The following is a 15,937-nucleotide window of genomic DNA, read 5'->3' as shown; positions in this document are numbered from 1 at the left end:
CCGCTTCCCGGCCCCGTTCAGCGCAGGCTCAGGACCGCCATCACGAGAACCATCGCCGCGGCGAGGACGAGACCGGCGCGGCGCAGCATCGCCTGTGCGTCTCGCAGTTCCTTGGGCGGTTTGTTCTCCGGGTCGGACCACAGCATGCATTCGATGGTGCGGCCGGGGGAGGGCCCGGCGCCTGAGTACGGGTACTCAGGCTGCCCGGCGAGTCGGACTCCTCCGTTTTATGACAGGTCGTCAGTTGGCCGGAAGCCGCCTTGCCGCGCCGTGTTATTGACACGATATAAAAATGGAATGAACTTTCCGAAAATGAGCCGCCGCAGCGTTCTCGCAGGTCTGGGCAGTCTTCCCCTGGCGGCAGCCGCCGGATTACCTGCCACCGCCCGCGAGCGGCCGGGCGGCCACGGCGAACAGCCGGGGGAGCGGCGGACCACGGTGCTGCGCGGCGCCGACCTCGTCCTCACCATGGACCCCGCCGTCGGCAAGGGCGTGCTCGGCACGATGGAGGGCGGCACCGACGTCCTGCTGCGGGACGGGAAGATCGCCGCTGTCGGGAAAGGGCTGGACGTCCCGCACGGCGCGCGGGTGGTGGACGCCACCGGCAGGCTGGTCCTGCCCGGCTTCGTGGACATCCACAACCACCTGTGGCAGTCGAGCATCCGCGGCGGCTGCTCCGACCAGGACGTGACGGGCTGGCTGGCGGCCTGCAACCGGACCACGCTGCCGAAGATCGACGCCCAGGACATGTACGGCTTCGTCCACCTCGCGGCCCTCGACGCCCTTCAGACCGGTGTCACCACCGTCGTGGACTGGGTGCACCCGATTCCGTACGACACCAGCGAGCGCTACGTCCGGGCGCTGCACGACTCCGGACTGCGGTTCGTCTACGCGATGACGCAGAGCGGCGCCGACCGGCACCTGATCCCGCAGGTGAAGAAGGACTTCCTGGATCCGCTGCCGCTGGCCTCCGCACAGGTGGCGGTGCACGCGGGCATGTCCGGGATCAAGGACCTGCGGCTGCTGCACGAGGTCTCCCGCGATCTCGGCCTGATGATCAACTCCCATGTCCTGGAGAACAGGACCGACCGCAAGGACGAGCAGATCCGCGCGCTGCGCGAGGTCGGCGCGTTCGGCCCCGAGCTGCTGATGAACCACGCCATCCACCTCACCGACGAGGAGATCGCGCTGGCCGGTGACCACGATGTGCGGGTGGCGCACTGCCCGCTCAGCAACATGCGGCTGGCCTCGGGCATCATGCCGCTGCCGGCGATGCACCGGCACGGCGTACAGGCCGGGCTCGGGCACGACGGCGGCACCAACGACACCTCCGACATGTTCAACGTGATGAAGGCGGCCGTCGGGCTGCAGCGGGCGCTGCACCAGGACGCCGGGATCCACCCGACCATCCCGGCCGTGCTGCGGCTGGCGACGATGGGCGGCGCGGAGTGCATCGGGATGGCGGACCGGATCGGGTCGCTGACGCCGGGCAAGCGCGCCGATGTCCTGGTCCTGGACCCCGGGACCCTCAACTTCGCCCCGCGCTTCGACTGGATCAGCCAGATCGTGCTGAACGGCCAGCCCCCGAACGTCAGCGAGGTCTTCATCGACGGACACCTGCGCAAGTCCGGCGGCGCGCTGGTGGACGTGGACACCGAGCGGGTGGTGCGCGCCGCGGAGCGGGCGGCGGCGCACGTACGCGCCGCCTGACCCCCGCGGCGACCCCCGCCGGGACGCCGGGTTCCCGGCCCCTGTCAGGACACAGGTTCCCGAGCCCTGTCAGGCGACCGGGTTCTCGATCAGGGTGACCCGGTTTCCGTCGGGGTCGTGGAGGGCGGCGAACCGGGCGCGCTCCCCGCCCGGCTGGACCCCGCCCGCCGTCAGACCACGGCCGGCGAGCTCCGCCAGGACGGTGTCCAGGTCGTCGACCGCCAGGTTGAGCAGCGCCTTTCCGGCGTGCTCGGGCGAGACGAAGACCTGGATCCAGCCCGAGCCGGTGATGTGCCAGTCGGCCAGGGTCTCCATCGGCCGCGTGTCGGCGGGCCTGCCGAGCAGTCGTTCGTACCAGGCGGCCGACGTCTCGATGTCGGTCACCGGGGCGACCGCCAGTACGTGCGTGAAGGCCATGACGGGACTTCCTTTCGCGGCGGGCTCTCGCGGCGGGACACCTCCGTACGGCAGGGGTGTCCGGAGGGCGTACACGGGTGGTGACTCCCGCCGCGGCGGAGACTCATCGGCGGGCGCCGCCGATGAGTCTCCCCGTCACCCCGGCCAGTAGGTGCGCGCCCACGCCCGCGGCCCCGGCTGCTGTATCCGGTGGCGGGCGATGCGTGCCGGATCGGACCACTCCTCGGGTGGCAGCGGCGCTCCTGACGGCACGGAGACCGCCGCGGCGGCACGCGCCTGGACCACCGCCACGGCGGCGGCCAGCTCCTCCGGGGTCGGGTTTCCCCGTACGACCTTGATCATCGTCGAGCCCTTCGTGGGGATGAGGGGTAGAGGTCCGCTGTCCGGAGCCTAGAGCGGGATGTTGCCGTGCTTCTTGGGCGGCAGGGACTCCCGCTTCGTACGCAGCTGACGCAGCCCCCGCACGATGTGCCGGCGGGTCTCCGACGGCATGATCACCGCGTCGACGTAGCCGCGCTCGGCCGCGACGTAGGGGTTGAGCAGCGCGTCCTCGTACTCCGAGATCAGCTGGGCGCGCGTCGCTTCGGCGTCGTCCGCGGCCGCGATGGTGCGGCGGTGCAGGATGTTCACCGCGCCCTGGGCGCCCATCACCGCGATCTGCGCGGTGGGCCAGGCGACATTGAGGTCGGCGCCCAGATGCTTGGAGCCCATCACGTCGTACGCGCCGCCGAACGCCTTGCGGGTGATCACCGTGATCAGCGGGACCGTGGCCTCCGCGTACGCGTAGATCAGCTTGGCGCCGCGCCGGATGATGCCGCCGTACTCCTGGTCGACACCCGGCAGGAAGCCGGGCACGTCCACGAAGGTGATGACCGGGACGTTGAACGCGTCGCAGGTGCGGACGAACCGGGCGGCCTTCTCGGAGGCGTTGATGTCCAGACAGCCCGCGAACTGCATCGGCTGGTTGGCGACGATGCCGACCGGGTGGCCCTCGACCCGGCCGAAACCGGTCACGATGTTCGGCGCGAACAGGCCCTGCGTCTCCAGGAACTCACCGTCGTCCAGCACGTGCTCGATGGCCGTGTGCATGTCGTACGGCTGGTTCGCGGAGTCCGGGATGAGCGTGTCCAGCTCCCGGTCGGTGTCCGAGGTCTCCAGGTCCGCCTCCTCCGGGAAGGCGGGCGCCTCGGAGAGGTTGTTCGAAGGGAGGTAGGAGAGCAGCGACTTGACGTACTCGATCGCGTCCTTCTCGTCGCCCGCCATGTGGTGCGCCACACCGGATGTGGTGTTGTGCGTGCGGGCGCCGCCCAGCTCCTCGAAGCCGACGTCCTCACCGGTGACGGTCTTGATGACGTCGGGCCCGGTGATGAACATGTGCGAGGTCTGGTCGACCATCACCGTGAAGTCGGTGATCGCGGGCGAGTACACGGCGCCGCCCGCGCACGGTCCGACGATCAGGCTGATCTGCGGGATCACCCCCGACGCGTGGACGTTGCGGCGGAAGATCTCGGCGAACAGGCCGAGCGCGGCCACGCCCTCCTGGATACGGGCGCCGCCGCCGTCGTTGATCCCGATGACCGGGCACCCGGTCTTCATGGCGAAGTCCATGACCTTGACGATCTTCTCGCCGTACACCTCGCCGAGCGAGCCGCCGAAGATGGTGAAGTCCTGCGAGTAGACGCAGACCGGGCGGCCGTCGACCGTGCCGTAACCGGTCACCACGCCGTCGCCGTACGGGCGGTTCTTCTCGATGCCGAAGTTCGTGGACCGGTGCCGGGCGAACTCGTCCAGCTCCGTGAACGACCCCTCGTCGAGGAGCAGTTCCACCCGCTCACGGGCTGTCAGCTTCCCTTTGGCATGCTGCTTCTCGACCGCGCGGGCCGAACCGGCGTGTGTCGCCTCTTCGATGCGGTGCTGAAGATCCGCGAGCTTCCCCGCGGTGGTGTGGACGTTGTTCTCATCCGGCTCGGACATCGGGATGCGGCTCCCTGGGTGCTCAGGCGTCTGACAGGGCGTTTCGGCTACTGGCACGTAGCGTATCGGCGCTGGTGCGCCTCGGCAGTGCGTCGTTTGCCACACCTACTGTGGGTTGCATGACGTCATCCGATGTACCTGAGAACCGCTGGTCGGATCTGGAGCGCCCGCCGCTGAACGAGACGGCCCTGCGCCGCGCGCTGGTGCGGCCGGGGTCGCTGTGGACCTCGCTCGACGTGGTCGCGGCCACCGGGTCCACCAACTCGGACCTCACGGGGCGGGCCGCGGGTCTCGAAGAGGGCGCGGTGCTGGTCGCCGAGGAGCAGAGCGCGGGCCGCGGGCGGCTGGACCGCAGCTGGTCGGCGCCCGCGCGGTCCGGGCTCTTCTTCTCGGTACTCCTGCGGCCGGGCCCGCGGGTCCCGGCCGAGCGCTGGGGGTGGCTGCCGCTGCTCACCGGGGTCGCCGTGGCCGCCGGCCTCTCCCGGGCGGCGGGCGTCGACACCGCGCTGAAGTGGCCGAACGACCTGCTCGTCACGGTCCCCGAGGGCCCCAGGGACCCCAAGGACCTCAAGGACCTCAAGGACCCCAAGGAGTCAGACGGGCTCCGTCCGGGGGAGGCCCCCTCCGGCGCCGAGCGCAAAGCGGGCGGCATCCTCGCCGAACGCACCGCGGACGGCGCCGTCGTGGTCGGTGTCGGCCTCAACGTCTCGCTCCGCGCGGATGAGCTGCCCGTCCCCACCGCGGGCTCGCTGGCCCTCGCCGGCGCGGTCTCCACCGACCGGGATCCGCTGCTGCGCGCCGTGCTGCGCTCCCTGGAGCAGTGGTACGGGGAGTGGCGCGCCGAAGGCGGCGATCCGGCCGCCTCACGGCTCCAGGAGGCGTACGCGGCGGGCTGCTCGACCCTGGGCCGCACGGTCCGGGCCGAGCTGCCCGGCGGCACCTCGCTGACCGGGGAGGCCGTCGCCGTCGACGGTGACGGCCGGCTGGTGCTGGCCACCGAGGACGGGGTGCAGCCGGTCGGCGCGGGTGACATCGTGCACCTCCGGCCGGTCTGAAACCGGCCGGACTGCGCCGGGCACGTGAGCTACGGCACACCTGCCGTATGGTTGAGGCGATCCGCGGGCAGATCAGCACGGAGCGTCAGCCAGATCGGCAGGGCAGTGCGCAGGGAATGGGCAGGAGGCGGCAGGTGACCGTCGACGACATCTCGTCGGGCGCGGACGAGGAGCCCCCTTTCTCTCCGTACCGCACCCCCCACCATGAGGTCGATCACACCGCGGAGCCGACCAACGATCCGCTCGCGATCCGTCTCGAACAGCTGATCCTCGGCGCCGACCGCCGCTACACGCCCTTCCAGGCCGCGCGTACGGCCGGTGTCTCGATGGAGCTCGCCTCCCGCTTCTGGCGGGCGATGGGCTTCCCCGACATCGGCCAGGCCAAGGCGCTCACCGAGGCGGACGTCCTGGCGCTGCGGCGGCTGGCCGGACTCGTCGAGGCGGGGCTGCTGAGCGAGCCGATGGCCGTGCAGGTCGCGCGGTCCACCGGCCAGACCACCGCCCGGCTCGCCGAGTGGCAGATCGACTCCTTCCTGGCGGGCCTCACCGAGCCGCCCGAGCCGGGCATGACCCGCACCGAGGTCACGTACCCGCTGGTGGAGCTGCTGCTTCCGGAGCTGGAGGAGTTCCTGCGCTATGTGTGGCGGCGTCAGCTGGCGGCCGCCACCGGGCGGGTCGTGCAGGCCGCGGACGACGAGGAGATGGTCGACCGCAGGCTCGCGGTGGGCTTCGCCGACCTCGTCGGTTTCACCCGGCTGACCCGGCGGCTGGAGGAGGAGGAGCTCGGCGAGCTGGTCGAGGCCTTCGAGACGACCTGCGCCGACCTGGTCGCCGCGCACGGCGGCCGGCTCATCAAGACCCTCGGCGACGAGGTGCTGTACGCGGCGGACGACGCGGGTACGGCGGCCGAGATCGCCCTGCGGCTCATCGAGACCATGAGCAACGACGAGACCATGCCGGAACTGCGGGTCGGCATCGCCTTCGGCACGGTGACGACCCGGATGGGCGACGTGTTCGGCACGACGGTGAACCTGGCCTCGCGGCTCACCTCGATAGCGCCCAAGGACACGGTCCTGGTGGACGGCGCGCTCGCCGAGGAACTGGGGCGCCACGGCGACGCCCCGGTCTCCGAGTCGGAGGCGGCGGCGGAGACCGAGCGCGCCGCGAAGAGCGGCGAGGAGCCGCCCGCCTACCGCTTCGCCCTCCAGCCGATGTGGCAGCGGCCGGTGCGCGGGCTCGGTGTGGTCGAACCGTGGCTGCTCTCCCGCCGTACGACGTGACGACGCGCTCCGGCGTGCGAGGCCGGCCCCTTTCGGGGGCTGACGCCCGCGGTGTCCGCTGGCCTATCGTGCGCGGATGACCTCAGAGATCTCAGATACCGGAACGGGCACGGAGAGCGAGCGGCGGTTCGGCGAGTACGTCGTCGTGCGGCGGAACGGCCATGTCGCCGAGCTGGTCCTGGACCGGCCCAAGGCGATGAACGCCGTGTCGACGGAGATGGCGCGGTCCATCGCGGCGGCCTGCGACGCCCTGGCTGCGGACCCCTCGGCGCGGACCGTGGTGCTGACCTCCACCCACGACCGGGCCTTCTGCGTGGGCGCCGACCTCAAGGAGCGCAACTCCCTCACGGACGCCGAACTGGTGCGCCAGCGCCCCACGGCGCGCGCCGCGTACACCGGCGTACTGGAGCTGCCGATGCCCACCGTGGCCGCCGTGCACGGCTTCGCGCTGGGCGGCGGGTTCGAGCTGGCGCTCGCCTGCGATCTGATCGTCGCCGACGCGACGGCCGTGGTCGGGCTGCCCGAGGTGTCGGTCGGCGTGATCCCCGGCGGCGGCGGTACGCAGCTGCTGCCGCGCCGGGTCGGCGCCGCCCGCGCGGCCGAGCTGGTGTTCAGCGCCCGGCGGGTGGAGGCGGCCGAGGCGCGGGAGCTGGGGCTCGTCGACATCCTGGCCGATGACGCCCGTACCGGGGCGCTGGAGCTCGCGGGGCGCATCGCGGCGAACTCGCCGGTCGGGCTGCGGGCGGCCAAGCGGGCGCTGCGGCTGGGGCACGGGCTCGATCTGCGCGCCGGTCTCGAAGTCGAGGACGCGGCCTGGCGGTCGGTGGCCTTCTCCGGGGACCGGGCGGAGGGCGTGGCGGCGTTCAACGAGAAGCGGAAGCCGCAGTGGCCCGGCGAGTGAGGGCCTGCGGGGGCGCCCCGGTACGCCCGCTTGTCACCGTCTGTAACGCATAACTGCTCAAAAGCCGCACATCGTCCTTAAGCTGATGCAATGGGTGACGATGTGCGGCTGCGGGCCGTGGTGACGCTGGCGCAGGCCATGGCGTCGGCGCAGACCCCGCGTGCGTCCTGGCGGGCGGCCACGCTCGGTGCCTGCGAGGCGCTGGGCGGCAGTTTCGCCGCGCTCTCGGTCTGGGAACGGGAGCTGGGACGGCTCAAGGTGCTCGCCAATGTGGGGGAGCGGGTCGAGGACGAGGCCGAGTTCCCCGACGCCGAGACCTACCCGGTGAACCGCTTCCCGGAGATCGCCGAATTCCTGCACGAGCGGTGGGCGAGCGGCGGCGAGCCCAACGCCTGGGTCGAGACGGCCGACGGCCCTGCCGAGTCGTCGGAGGCGCCGGCCGGCTACTGCCACCAGCGGGTGGCCGCGCTGCGCCGGCGGGGACGCGGCAGCTGTGTGGTCGCGCCGATAGTGCTGCGCGGCCGGGCCTGGGGCGAGCTGTATGTCGCCAGGCCGGTGGGGACGCCGGTCTTTGACGGGGCCGACGCGGACTTCGCGACGGTGCTGGCCGCGGTGGTGGCGGCCGGGCTCGCGCAGACCGAACGCCTGGAGGAGGTCAGGAAGCTGGCCTTCACCGACCCGCTGACCGGGCTCGCCAACCGGCGCGCGGTCGACATCGGGCTCGACGCGGCGGTCGAGCGGTTCCTCGCCGACGGGACGGTCGTCAGCCTGATGGTCTGCGACCTCAACGGCCTGAAACAGGTCAACGACACCCACGGCCACGCGGTCGGCGACCGCCTCCTCGAACGCTTCGGCTCGGTCCTCTCGGTCTGCGGCGCGATGCTGCCCGGCGCGCTGGCGGCGCGGCTCGGCGGTGACGAGTTCTGCCTGCTCTCGGTGGGTCCTTCGGCGGACGCGGTGATCGCGGTCGCGGACGACCTCTGTGTGCGGGCGGGTGAGCTGGAGCTGGGGGACGGGGTGGCGTGCGGGGTCGCGTCGACGGGCGATCCGATCGGGCCGCTGAAGTCCGCCCGCCGGCTGTTCCGTCTCGCGGACGCCGCGCAGTACCGGGCGAAGGCCGCCCGGTCGGTGAAGCCGGTGGTGGCGGGGCGGGACGGGGCGGTGATGCGGCTGGCCGACACGCCTTCGCCGACCGGCGACCGGCGGCGCCTGCGGGGCAAGCGGCCCGACTCCGGTACGTAGGGCTGCTGCCTCGGGGACGCGGCGCCGGGCCCTGCCCGGGACGGGCCGCCGGCCCGTAAGGGGCCCACCCCTTCATCGGTAGTGACAGTTCGAGATTCAGTACGTACGCTGCTGAATATGGATATGCACACAGTCGTCGTGGGAACGTCCGGCACCAGCGCCGACGACGTCCTCGCCGTGGCCCGCGGCAACGCCCGTATCGAGCTCTCCGCCGAGGCCCTCGCCGCCCTGGCCGCCGCCCGCGAGATCGTGGACGCGCTGGCCGCCAAGCCCGAGCCGGTGTACGGCGTCTCGACCGGGTTCGGCGCGCTCGCCTCCCGGCACATCAGCCCCGGGCTGCGCGCCCAGCTCCAGCGCAACATCGTGCGCTCGCACGCCGCCGGCATGGGCCCGCAGGTGGAGCGCGAGGTCGTACGGGCGCTGATGTTCCTGCGGCTCAAGACCGTCTGCTCCGGGCACACCGGGGTGCGCCCCGAGGTCGCGCAGACCATGGCGGACATCCTGAACGCGGGCATCACCCCCGTCGTGCACGAGTACGGCTCGCTCGGCTGCTCCGGAGACCTGGCCCCGCTCTCGCACTGTGCGCTCACCCTGATCGGCGAGGGCGACGCGGAGGGTCCCGACGGCACCGTGCGCCCCGCCGCCGAGCTGCTCGCGGCCGCCGGGATCACCCCGGTCGAACTGCGCGAGAAGGAGGGCCTCGCCCTCCTGAACGGCACCGACGGGATGCTCGGCATGCTCGTCATGGCCCTCGCCGACCTCCAGAAGCTCTACACGTCGGCCGACATCACCGCGGCCCTGTCGCTGGAGGCGCTGCTCGGCACGGACAAGGTCCTCGCCGCCGAACTGCACGCCATCCGCCCGCACCCCGGCCAGGGAGCAGCGGCCGCCAACATGCTGAAGGTCCTTGCCGGTTCCGGCCTCACCGGGCACCACCAGGACGACGCCCCCCGCGTCCAGGACGCCTATTCGGTGCGCTGCGCCCCGCAGGTCGCGGGCGCGGGCCGGGACACCCTCGCGCACGCCCGTACGGTCGCCGGGCGCGAGCTGGCTTCGGCCGTCGACAACCCGGTGGTGCTCCCCGACGGCAGGGTGGAGTCCAACGGGAACTTCCACGGTGCCCCCGTCGCGTACGTCCTCGACTTCCTGGCCATCGCCGCCGCCGACCTGGGCTCCATCGCGGAGCGCCGCACCGACCGGCTGCTCGACAAGAACCGCTCGCACGGGCTGCCGCCCTTCCTCGCCGGCGACGCCGGTGTCGACTCGGGCCTGATGATCGCCCAGTACACCCAGGCCGCCCTGGTCAGCGAGATGAAGCGGCTCGCCGTCCCGGCGTCCACCGACTCGATCCCGTCCTCCGCGATGCAGGAGGACCACGTCTCGATGGGCTGGTCGGCCGCCCGCAAGCTGCGGACCGCCGTCGACAACCTCACCCGGATCGTCGCCATCGAGCTGTACGCGGCCACCCGCGCCATCGAACTGCGCGAGGGGCTCACGCCCGCGCCCGCCAGCAGCGCGGTGATCGAGGCCGTGCGCCGGGCGGGCGTCGAGGGTCCGGGCCCGGACCGGTTCCTCGCCCCCGACCTGGCCGCGGCCGACGCCTTCGTCCGGGACGGTGGCCTGGTCAGGGCCGCGGAGTCGGTGACGGGGACGCTGGACTGACGTGCGGGCCCGGGCCGGCCGCGCTGACGTGCGGGCCCGGGTCAGCCGGTGTGGGTCCGGCGCGCGTAGACGACCGAGGCCGCGCCGAGTCCCAGGAACAGGGATCCGCCGACCACGTACCCGGTGGTGTCCGCTCTCCCGGTCGCCGCCGGGAGAGCGGCGGCGTGCCGCTGCCCCGGGTGCGCGGGGGCAGCGGAGCGCTGATCACCGGTGGTGTGTGCGGACGGGACGAACCACAGGGCGCAGAGCAGGACCCCCGCCGATGCGGCGGTCAACAGCGGCCGGCGGGCTGACACAGACTCGATCTCCCTTACTGCAAACCTGAATTGGCGCTCTTGTGCGCCGATGCTAGTGAAAGCAGCGGGTCGCAGGAAAGCCGCGGACGTCAGGAGCCTTACGCTCCGTCGCATGACCAACGAAGAAACATCCCGCTATGTACGCCTCAAGGTCGAATTGGTGCTGGAGGTGCACGACGCCCCCGCGCTCTGTGAGGCCGCGCTCGAACGGATCGCGGACGACGCGGAAGGGGCACAGCCCGGCATGCTCGGAGAGGACCGCACGCATGCCGAGGCCGCTGTCCGGGAAGACGCTGCAGAAGCGGTCGCCCACCTGGTGGACCCGCTCGACCTGCTCGGCGAGGTGCCGGGGGTCGAGCTCGTCCAGGCCGGGTGGTCGAGCGAACAGATCGATTACGACCCCGATTCGCTTGAATGGGACCTGGACGAGGAGGATGGGCCGGGCGACGGGACGGACGTGACTCCGTAACTCCGTTGCACGGCAAGGCATCCACGGGGGAGCGGCGCGGGATCCCGGAGTGCGGACACCGCACTCCGGGGGCCGGTGGGCCTCCCCGGCCGGACGTGTTGTTTCACACATCTTCACCAGATGGGGAACCGACACATCGGTACAGATGTTCTTAAAGAGCAGTGCGGGCACACAGTCACGGCGCTCAAGGTGACCTGCTCGGGGATTTTCGGGGTATTCGGCAACGATGGAGAAGCGTGTGATGACGGAAAGTAGGCGGCGCAAGGGCCTGATGGCTGCGTCCGCTCTGCTCGGCGGCGTACTGGTGCTGTCGGCCTGCAGTGGTGGCGACAGCAAGGCCGGCGGCCCGGACGGTACGAACAAGTCCTCGCAGTCCGCGGTCGACGCGGCCGCGGCGAAGGACACCTCCGACGCCCGAATAGCGATCACGCCCAAGAGCGGTGCCGACAACGCGGGCATCAACAAGGACGCCAAGGTCGCCGTCACCTCGGGCAAGCTGACCCAGGTCGCGATGACCAGCTCCACGGGCACGGCGGTCAAGGGCACCATCTCGGCCGACGGCGCCAGCTGGAAGCCGGACGCCCCGCTCGAGCGCTCGACCACGTACAAGATCGCTGTCACGGCCAAGGACGCCAAGGGGCGCCAGGCGCACGAGAACTCGTCGTTCACGACGGTCTCTCCCGCGCACAGCTTCATCGGCAACTTCACGCCCGAGGACGGTTCGACCGTCGGCGTCGGCATGCCGGTCTCGATCAACTTCGACAAGCCGATCACCAACAAGAAGGCCGTCGAGGACGCCGTCAAGGTGACGTCGAGCAGCGGCCAGCAGGTCGTCGGCCACTGGTTCAGCTCCACGCGCCTTGACCTCCGTCCCGACCAGTACTGGAAGGAAGGGTCGACCGTCACCATGAAGCTGGCCCTGGACGGGGTCGAGGGCGCCAGCGGCGTCACCGGCGTCCAGGACAAGACCGTCAGCTTCAAGATCGGCCGCAACCAGGTCTCCGTCGTGGACGCAGCCGCGCACACGATGAAGGTCACGCAGGACGGCAAGACGGTCAAGACCATCCCGATCTCGGCCGGCTCCCCCGAGCACACCACGTACAACGGCCAGATGGTGATCTCGGAGAAGTACAAGCAGACCCGGATGGACGGCTCCACGGTCGGCTTCACCAACGCCGACGGCAAGGGCGAGTACGACATCAAGGACGTCCCGCACGCCATGCGGCTGTCCAGCTCCGGCACCTTCATCCACGGCAACTACTGGGGTGCCAAGTCCCTCTTCGGGAACTCGAACACCAGCCACGGCTGTGTCGGGCTCTCCGACACCAAGGGCGCCAACGACCCGAACACCTCGGCCGCGTGGTTCTACAACCACTCGCTCATCGGTGACGTGGTCGTGGTGAAGAACTCCCACGACAAGACGATCCAGCCGGACAACGGCCTCAACGGCTGGAACCTGAACTGGTCCGCGTGGAAGGCCGGTTCGGAAGCCTGACCGGACCGGGCGCGAGCCCGCCCCACCCCCGTACGACGGCGGCCCGTCCCTTGTGGACGGGCCGCCGTCGGCGTTCCGGCCCGCCCCGCGTCCTGCGGCGCCCTTCTCATCCGGCTCTCACGCCGGCCTTATCCCGCCATCACGGGCGGGTCCTAATTTCACCGCATGTTCTTCACCTATCTCCGGCGCGAGCTGCGCCGACGCAGAAAGGCGGCGCTCGTCGTCGCCTCCGGGCTGGCCCTCGGCATCGCGCTGGTCATCGTCGTCAGTTCGGTCTCCGCAGGGATGGGCCAGGCGCAGGACAAGGTCCTGCAGTCCCTGTACGGCCTCGGTACGGACATGACGGTCACGAAGGCCGAGGCGCCCGCCGGGACCACCGGGGGCAACGCACGACCCACGTTCCAGTTCGGCGCGAAGGGCAGCGGCGACGACTCGAAGCAGAGCAGCGACCGGGTGATGGTGCAGGGTTTCCAGACCCTGTCGTCGGCGACCGTCGGCAAGGTTGGCGAGCAGAGCGGTGTCTCCAGTGCCGTCGGCGGGCTGAGCCTCAACGTGCTGAAGGTCGACGGCCAGTTCAAGCGCGGCGAGTTCAAGCAGCGGGCGGGCGGCGCCGGTGCCACCGGCCGCAGGGGCGGCGGTGCCGGAGCCCCGCAGGGTGAGGTCCGGGGCGGCGGCGCCAACTTCGGCGTCGACTCGTACACCGTGTACGGGACGGACGTGGCCCACCTCGGCCTCGGCCCGCTGACCTCGTCGAAGATCACCGCGGGACGCACCTTCACCAGCACGGAGACCGACGCGAGGGTCGCCGTCGTCGACGCCTCGTACGCCAAGAAGAAGAAGCTCGCGGTCGGCTCCACCGTGACCATCTCCTCGGTCGCGTACAAGATCGTGGGGGTCGCCACCCCCGACAGCGGGGACGCGGCGGCCAACCTCTATCTGCCGCTGAAGCAGGCCCAGACGCTCGCCGGTGCCAAGGACAAGGTCACCACGGTGTACGTCAAGGCCACCGACTCCCAGCGGATCTCCGGCGTCAAGTCGGCCGTCCAGAAGAACGTTCCCGGCACCACGGTCACCACGTCCGCCGACCTGGCGGACACCGTCTCCGGCTCCCTCTCCACCGCGTCCGACCTCGCCACCAACGTCGGCAAGTGGCTGTCGATCGCGGTCCTGATCGCCGCCTTCCTGGTGGCCGGGCTGCTCACCTCCTCGGCCGTCAGCCGCCGGGTGCGGGAGTTCGGCACACTGAAGGCGCTCGGCTGGAAGAGCGGCCGTGTCACCCGCCAGGTCGTCGGCGAAGCGCTGGTCAACGGGCTGCTCGGCGGTGTCATCGGGATCGCGCTCGGACTGGCGGGCGCGTACATCGTGACCGCCATCAGCCCGACGCTGTCCGCGTCGGTCGGCTCGTCCGGCGGCGGAGCGCGCGGCGGCTTCGGGGGAGGCGGCTTCGGCGGCGGGATGCGGGGCGGCTTCGGCGGCGGCAGGCAGGCCGCGTCGAAGGCCCTCGACATCGCGCTCACCGCGCCCGTCTCGGTCTCCACCATCGGCGTCGCGGTCGCCCTGGCCGTGGCCGGCGGGCTCATCGCGGGCGGCTTCGGCGGCTGGCGCGCCTCGCGGCTGCGGCCCGCGGACGCCCTGCGCCGCGTCGAGTAGCGCCCCGCCCGTCCGTACCCCCACCTTTTCCGTACAGCAGGAGTTGAGACCGTTCCATGTACGAACTCAGCGGAGTCAGCAAGCGCTACCAGCGCGGCAAGAAGACCATCGACGCGCTCGCCGGGGTCGACCTGACCATCGAGGACGGCGGCCGGCTGGTCATCCAGGGTCCCACCGGTGGCGGCAAGTCCACCCTCCTCCAGATGCTCGGCGGCCTCGACCGGCCGACCGGGGGCAGCGTCGTGCTCGACGGGGTGGACCTCGGGAAGCTCAGCGAGGCCAAGCTCACCACGGTGCGCGCCCAGAACATCGGCTTCGTCTTCCAGTCCTTCAACCTGATACCGACGCTCACCGCCCAGGAGAACGTCGAGACCGCACTCGTCCCGCTCGGTCTCAGGCCGTCCGAACGGCGCGGAAGGGCTGCCGACGCCCTGGAATCCGTCGGCCTCGCCGAGCGCTTCGGGCACCTCCCGTCCGAGATGTCCGGCGGGCAGCAGCAGCGCGTCGCCATCGCCCGCGCGCTGGTCAAGAACCCCAAGGTGCTGCTCGCCGACGAGCCGACGGGCAACCTCGACGAGGGCATGCGCGACGAGATCATGGAGGTGCTCGAAGTGCTCTGGAAGGAGCACGGGCTGACCTTCGTCATGGTCACCCACGACACGGCGCTCGCCCGCCGGGCTCCCCGGCTCGCGACCATCCGCAAGGGCAAGGTCACCATCACCGAGAACGCGGCGGCGTAGGGCTTTCTCCCCGGACGGTGCAGGGCCTGTCTCCCGGGATCCGGGCCCACCCGGTGCGGCCGTACGGAGGGCGGTCGTACCGGGTCGCGGGGTGCGGCCGGGGCCGGTCCTCCCACCGGTCTACCGGCTGAGCCGCGGGGCCTCGTCCACGCCCCAGGACGCCAGCAGCCGCAAGGTCTCCACCGCGTCCGAGCCCGGCTCGGCGTGGTAGGTGATCAGGCTCTGGTCCTGGTCGCCCGGCAGATTCAGCGTCTCGTACGCCAGCGTCAGCGCACCCACCAGCGGATGGTGCAGCTGCTTGACGCAGTGGCCCTTGTCCCGCACGGTGTGCGCCGCCCACAGCACCCGGAACTCGTCGCTCTTCACCGACAGCTCGCCCACCAGCGCGGACAGCTGCGGATCGTCGGGGAAGCAGCCCGCGAACAACCGGAGCGCGCTGACCATCTCGGCCGCCACACACTCCCACTCGGTGTACAGATCACGCGAGTTGGGGTCGAGGAACACGATCCGCGCCATGTTGCGCCCATCGGCCGGAAGCGCCGTGAAGTCACCGAACAGCGCACGCGCCAGCCGGTTCGAGCCGAGGATGTCCATCCGCCGTCCCAGGACGTACGCGGGGACACCGTCCATCGCGTCCATCAGATGCTGGAGCGCGGGCCGCATCCGCTGCGGCCTGGCCGCAGCGGCCCGCTTCTTCTTCGGCTTCGGCCCCGCCAGGTGCGTCAGGTGCGCGCACTCCGCGTCCGAGAGCCGCAGCGCCCGCGCCACGGAGTCCAGGACGTCGCTGGAGACATTGCTGCCGTGGCCCTGTTCCAGCCGGGTGTAGTACGCCACGGACACCCCGGCGAGCTGTGCGAGCTCCTCACGCCGCAGCCCGGGCACCCTGCGGTGCCTGCCCAGATCGGGCAGCCCCACGTCCTGCGGCTGGAGGCGGGCCCGGCGGGAACGGAGGAATTCACTGAGTTCGGCACGCTGGTCCATACCTCCAGTATCCGCGCCCGTCCCCCTGGTCGTACGCGGACCATCCTGACCCTGCCAGTGGTACG

The 15,937-nt window shown here is 71.3% G+C and carries 16 protein-coding genes; 10 read left to right on the top strand and 6 right to left on the bottom strand.

Translation table 11 applies throughout. The annotated features are described in order from the left end of the window. Positions 1 to 17: 17 nt before the first annotated feature. On the bottom strand, positions 18 to 146 hold the full coding sequence (gene mmpB / locus OG285_RS11735) for a morphogenic membrane protein MmpB (protein WP_356828410.1): 129 nt from the start codon (positions 144 to 146) through the stop codon (positions 18 to 20). 151 nt (positions 147 to 297) lie between these two features. Here mmpB and OG285_RS11730 point away from each other — a divergent pair, with 151 nt between their 5' ends. Beyond that, positions 298 to 1,710, top strand: a complete 1,413-nt coding sequence (locus tag OG285_RS11730; RefSeq protein ID WP_356828408.1) for an amidohydrolase family protein — start codon at positions 298 to 300, stop codon at positions 1,708 to 1,710. 69 nt (positions 1,711 to 1,779) lie between these two features. Here OG285_RS11730 and OG285_RS11725 read toward each other — a convergent pair whose 3' ends face one another. The 3 genes from OG285_RS11725 to OG285_RS11715 form a co-directional block, all read right to left on the bottom strand. Continuing rightward, positions 1,780 to 2,127 carry a VOC family protein gene (locus OG285_RS11725; RefSeq protein ID WP_356828406.1) on the bottom strand — a complete coding sequence of 116 codons (348 nt, stop codon included), beginning with the start codon at positions 2,125 to 2,127 and terminating at the stop codon, positions 1,780 to 1,782. Positions 2,128 to 2,262: 135 nt separating this feature from the next. After that, positions 2,263 to 2,469: an acyl-CoA carboxylase epsilon subunit gene (locus OG285_RS11720; protein ID WP_356828404.1), complete on the bottom strand. Its 207-nt coding sequence runs from the start codon at positions 2,467 to 2,469 to the stop codon at positions 2,263 to 2,265. A gap of 48 nt (positions 2,470 to 2,517) precedes the next feature. Beyond that, positions 2,518 to 4,101, bottom strand: coding sequence for an acyl-CoA carboxylase subunit beta (locus OG285_RS11715; protein WP_356828402.1), 1,584 nt, complete (start codon positions 4,099 to 4,101; stop codon positions 2,518 to 2,520). Between the two features lie 119 nt (positions 4,102 to 4,220). Between OG285_RS11715 and OG285_RS11710 the strand changes: the two genes are divergently transcribed. The 5 genes from OG285_RS11710 to hutH all read left to right on the top strand — a co-directional run bounded on the left by OG285_RS11710 (position 4,221) and on the right by hutH (position 10,241). Beyond that, positions 4,221 to 5,156 carry a biotin--[acetyl-CoA-carboxylase] ligase gene (locus OG285_RS11710; protein ID WP_371790918.1) on the top strand — a complete coding sequence of 312 codons (936 nt, stop codon included), beginning with the start codon at positions 4,221 to 4,223 and terminating at the stop codon, positions 5,154 to 5,156. A 134-nt stretch (positions 5,157 to 5,290) separates the two neighbouring features. Then, complete coding sequence (locus tag OG285_RS11705; RefSeq protein ID WP_356828398.1) at positions 5,291 to 6,436, top strand: adenylate/guanylate cyclase domain-containing protein; 1,146 nt, start codon at positions 5,291 to 5,293, stop codon at positions 6,434 to 6,436. Positions 6,437 to 6,512: 76 nt separating this feature from the next. After that, the gene (locus OG285_RS11700) at positions 6,513 to 7,337 is read left to right on the top strand and encodes an enoyl-CoA hydratase/isomerase family protein (protein ID WP_371790917.1); all 825 of its coding nucleotides are present in this window, start codon (positions 6,513 to 6,515) and stop codon (positions 7,335 to 7,337) included. Between the two features lie 90 nt (positions 7,338 to 7,427). Continuing rightward, positions 7,428 to 8,579: a diguanylate cyclase domain-containing protein gene (locus OG285_RS11695; RefSeq protein WP_371790916.1), complete on the top strand. Its 1,152-nt coding sequence runs from the start codon at positions 7,428 to 7,430 to the stop codon at positions 8,577 to 8,579. 123 nt (positions 8,580 to 8,702) lie between these two features. Next, positions 8,703 to 10,241: a histidine ammonia-lyase gene (gene hutH / locus OG285_RS11690; protein WP_371793507.1), complete on the top strand. Its 1,539-nt coding sequence runs from the start codon at positions 8,703 to 8,705 to the stop codon at positions 10,239 to 10,241. Between the two features lie 41 nt (positions 10,242 to 10,282). On the opposite strand, the gene OG285_RS11685 is transcribed toward hutH, so the two are convergent. Continuing rightward, positions 10,283 to 10,537 carry a hypothetical protein gene (locus OG285_RS11685; RefSeq protein WP_356828392.1) on the bottom strand — a complete coding sequence of 85 codons (255 nt, stop codon included), beginning with the start codon at positions 10,535 to 10,537 and terminating at the stop codon, positions 10,283 to 10,285. Between the two features lie 112 nt (positions 10,538 to 10,649). Between OG285_RS11685 and OG285_RS11680 the strand changes: the two genes are divergently transcribed. The 4 genes from OG285_RS11680 to OG285_RS11665 all read left to right on the top strand — a co-directional run bounded on the left by OG285_RS11680 (position 10,650) and on the right by OG285_RS11665 (position 14,891). After that, positions 10,650 to 11,006: a hypothetical protein gene (locus OG285_RS11680; protein ID WP_356828390.1), complete on the top strand. Its 357-nt coding sequence runs from the start codon at positions 10,650 to 10,652 to the stop codon at positions 11,004 to 11,006. Positions 11,007 to 11,232: 226 nt separating this feature from the next. Then, positions 11,233 to 12,501: an Ig-like domain-containing protein gene (locus OG285_RS11675; RefSeq protein WP_356828388.1), complete on the top strand. Its 1,269-nt coding sequence runs from the start codon at positions 11,233 to 11,235 to the stop codon at positions 12,499 to 12,501. Between the two features lie 165 nt (positions 12,502 to 12,666). Beyond that, complete coding sequence (locus tag OG285_RS11670) at positions 12,667 to 14,151, top strand: ABC transporter permease (RefSeq protein ID WP_356828386.1); 1,485 nt, start codon at positions 12,667 to 12,669, stop codon at positions 14,149 to 14,151. Between the two features lie 56 nt (positions 14,152 to 14,207). Continuing rightward, complete coding sequence (locus OG285_RS11665; RefSeq protein WP_356828384.1) at positions 14,208 to 14,891, top strand: ABC transporter ATP-binding protein; 684 nt, start codon at positions 14,208 to 14,210, stop codon at positions 14,889 to 14,891. 120 nt (positions 14,892 to 15,011) lie between these two features. On the opposite strand, the gene OG285_RS11660 is transcribed toward OG285_RS11665, so the two are convergent. Next, positions 15,012 to 15,872 carry a helix-turn-helix domain-containing protein gene (locus OG285_RS11660; protein ID WP_371790915.1) on the bottom strand — a complete coding sequence of 287 codons (861 nt, stop codon included), beginning with the start codon at positions 15,870 to 15,872 and terminating at the stop codon, positions 15,012 to 15,014. Positions 15,873 to 15,937 lie beyond the last annotated feature (65 nt).

Source organism: Streptomyces sp. NBC_01471 (assembly GCF_041438865.1).
Classification (GTDB): domain Bacteria; phylum Actinomycetota; class Actinomycetes; order Streptomycetales; family Streptomycetaceae; genus Streptomyces.
Note: the sequence above shows the minus strand (reverse complement) of the source record. Positions and strands in the feature narration are given on the sequence as shown.